3 protein-coding genes are annotated in these 3,395 nt (G+C 36.5%); 2 read left to right on the forward strand and 1 reads right to left on the reverse strand.

Annotation, left to right across the window (positions count from 1 at the left end; genetic code table 11):
* Window positions 1–93 (reverse strand): heavy-metal-associated domain-containing protein (locus tag PLK24_RS11545; protein ID WP_502876069.1); only part of this gene is annotated, 93 nt, incomplete at its 3' end.
* Window positions 94–1,075: 982 nt separating this feature from the next.
* On the opposite strand from PLK24_RS11545, the gene PLK24_RS09855 reads away from it, so the two are divergent.
* Both PLK24_RS09855 and PLK24_RS09860 read left to right on the forward strand, forming a co-directional pair.
* Entirely contained in the window at window positions 1,076–2,263 is a 1,188-nt protein-coding gene (locus tag PLK24_RS09855; RefSeq protein WP_324478682.1) for a hypothetical protein, read from the forward strand.
* The gene (locus tag PLK24_RS09860) at window positions 2,260–3,321 is read left to right on the forward strand and encodes a hypothetical protein (RefSeq protein ID WP_324478684.1); all 1,062 of its coding nucleotides are present in this window, start codon (window positions 2,260–2,262) and stop codon (window positions 3,319–3,321) included. Before PLK24_RS09855 ends, PLK24_RS09860 begins: the two co-directional genes overlap by 4 nt.
* Window positions 3,322–3,395 lie beyond the last annotated feature (74 nt).

Here is a 3,395-nt window from a genome sequence, read left to right on the forward strand (position 1 = left end):
ACCCGGCAATTCTTCCAAGGCCTGAGTGACAATTTTTTCGCAACTGGGGCAAGTCATGCCCTGTATTTGAATGAATAATTTTTTATTCATCATTAATCATCCTCTATACATTACTAACATAGTAATATTAATATAATTATCATTATGAGTCAACCAATTTTATAAAAATTAACCCAAGTATTTCAATGCCAATTTATGCTGAAAATACCTGTCAGATTTTTCGACAAAATCTCCATAAAAAATAGAAATACGAGATGGAATCATCGAACAAACATGAGAAAAATATCTCAATCCGTTATTATTCAACTAAGGGAGAAATAGAATAAAATCCTACTGAAAATTAAATGAAAATCAAAGGATAAACCTAAAGGAATATAACTTATTAAAAGATTAGCTTTATTGGTTTCTGCTGGAGTACTTCTAGACCAATAACTTTTTTAACTTTTGGTCTATTGTATGGATGGGAGCAATAATCGATGATATCAAAGCGATTTAATGAATACAATAGAATTTCATATCACCGTTTTGGATATCAGAGGAAGATGAAAAATTCCTACTTAAAACCGTCATTGTGAGGAGACCAACCGTTTTTTAGGTGGACGAGGTGATAATCTCATCTTTTATGAATATTTCTTTATCATTTTCTCAGAATAACCATGAAAAAATAGAAAAGCGCTCTCACCATCGTAAAACACCATCCCTCCGAGGAGGGGAATTGCTTTAAATCATTCTTTCTCATTTTTATTTGATTATTTTTCATTCTTGTATTTTCAGGATTTACCCTCATACCATTTTGTGGCACCAGATAACGATGAAAATCCAAGATTCGACATGCCATGGCATATCACTACATTAATCGGGCCCAATAAATTGCGTTCCTATAAAATTTAAATCTTTGGTATGGGCTTGATAAATAAAGCCCATAAGTTCCCAGAATAAAACTTTTTAACAACAGTTACATATTTAAAAGGAAAAGCATCGAAACGATTTTGGTTTGTTAAAATATATTATAAAAGAAAGAGTAAACGAGTTTTTAATCAGATTTGAGCATGATTGATTTCAATGGAGGTGAAGTATGAAAAGATATATTTTGGTAATGGGGGGGCTTCTATTGTTCTTTATTCTCGGGTTTTCTTCGCTATCTCATGCACTCCTTTCCCAATCCATAAATCCGGATGAGTCTTGGTTGACCATCTATCAAGACATTGATCGAGCCTGGGTAGCGGAGAAGGTCACCCTGTCACTCCATCAGGGTGAAAATCGTTTCTTCTTAACCGGAGACAATCTTCTTCAAGAGAGATTCTACTTTCATCCCTATAATTCATCTACTTCACTCAAAGCTATTAGTACCACTCCTACAAATGGTTATCAGATAGAAATTGAAGCTCAACAGGCTGGATCTTACTCTTTTCTTCTTTCCTTTTTTATAAGTGGATTTAACTGGGAAGAGCGCTATATGGCAATTTGGGATGAAAAAAATTCTAATTTTTATCTTTACCCATCAGTCTTTCTTTCTAATCGGAAAAATATAAATTGGAAGAATGTTCACGTCAGTTGGTTGTTAGGGAAACCAGCCTTTCTATTCGATGGAGATAAGGGTGGAATTCCGGAGGAAGCAGCTCTTGGAGCTGCCGATGAAGTCCAACCTCAAGTGATGATGACGCGGGAAAGGCCAGTGGAGATGGAAAGGATATCAGAATACCAGATATTTCGTTTACCCTATATTATTGATTTACCTTCACAAAGTGTCCTGCAGGTTTTCCCGGGAATGAGAAAATTTCCCGTTAAAGAAATCATCCGATTTGATAAAGGAAATCTCAAAAGAGTTTTAAAGATGAAAAGCGAAGGAGATCCTTTACCACAAGGATGGGTGACCATATTTGGAGAAAATCAATCGGTTTTTGGGACCTTTCAGTTCCCATGGGTAAGGACTCAAGAAGAGTTTGAAATTGCAGTTGGTGCTATCAAAACTTTTCAAGTAGAACGAATTGAAAAAAGTTATAAACGATTAAAGGTCGACTGGAATGAAGATAAAAATATTGCCGATTTTTGGTCAGAAGTTATAATTGAGTTCGAGTTGGGAAACCGCGGTAGTGTACCTAAACCGGTAGAGATTATTGAGCCATTACCACCGGAGGCTAAACTCACCGGCAGTCAAGGTTGGCACTGGGAAGATGGTAATGCTCATCTGGAAATAACCATCGAACCGGAACAAGAAGAAACAGTAACCCTGAGATATGAGTTTAGGGAGGTGTGGTCATGAAAAAACTTTGGATGATATTGATCACCATCCTTTTCGTGAGTGGTATAGCTTATGCCCAGGACTTAATATTAGAGAAAAGCCCTGAAGAAATAATTGTTTTTGCCGGAGATTCGATGTTTTATCAAAGAGAAACCTGGAGGGTTGAGCTTCAAAAAGGAGAAAATATTTATTCCTGGGGGAAATCACTTACCTTAAATGATGAAGAAGTATTTATTCAGGTTGAGGGAGGAATTTTACTCAGTACCATCAATGACTCTTCAAACCAAAATACTATTGTTTCTATTTATGCCGATCAACCAACCACTGGAATGATTCACTTAACATTCCCCCTTGAATATCTTCACTTGAACTATCTCTACCAATTTTTTTGGGAACCTGATGAAATTGCTCCAGTAGGAAGGTTGCTGGTTGACATTATGAACCAAAGCCAGGAAGCGATTCGGAATAGGGTTTTTGTCATTGCTAACCAACGATTGGTTCTCAATTTGGAGCCTTTTGAAACCAAAAGGCTGATTGTCGAGGAATTTCAAATGATTAACGCTGAAAAAATTTCTCGTTATAACCCAAGCTATTTTCACGATACCAATATCCATTTCTTTTGGGATCTTCTTCTTCCTGATGCTATTTTGTTCCCTGGCAAAGCTGAATATTTTGAAAAATCCTCATCTGGAGTAGTATTTTTAGGAGAGAATTATTTATCAGGGGAAACACCCCAATTACGGGCTGAAGTGGGTGAAAGTACCGACGTTGTTGTTGAGGAAAAAGTTGAAAAACAAGAAAAATTAAACCAAATTTATAACCAGGAAGGGAAGGAAGTACTCTTTGATACTCGAGAGAAAAAAACCTATCGGGTAGCGAACCGAGGAACGGAAAAAAAGAAAATTGAAGTAGTGGTTCCTCTTCAGGCTGGATATGAGTTGATCTCGCATTCGGTTCCTTTAAGCCGAACTGAGATGAATCAAATTTCATTTATACTGGAGTTAGACGCTCAACAAGAAATAAATGTAAGCATTGAAGTATCAGGAAAAAATTTAACTTCCGGATTTGTATTTCGGTAACAGGAAACCATCTTACAACTCGGTAGGTTTCGATGATGATGAAAACGCCTTTCCTGGCTGGTTTTAGGTGAGTA

The sequence above is a fragment of the Atribacter sp. genome (genome assembly GCF_035418125.1).
GTDB classification, from domain to species: Bacteria; Atribacterota; Atribacteria; order Atribacterales; family Atribacteraceae; genus Atribacter; species Atribacter allofermentans.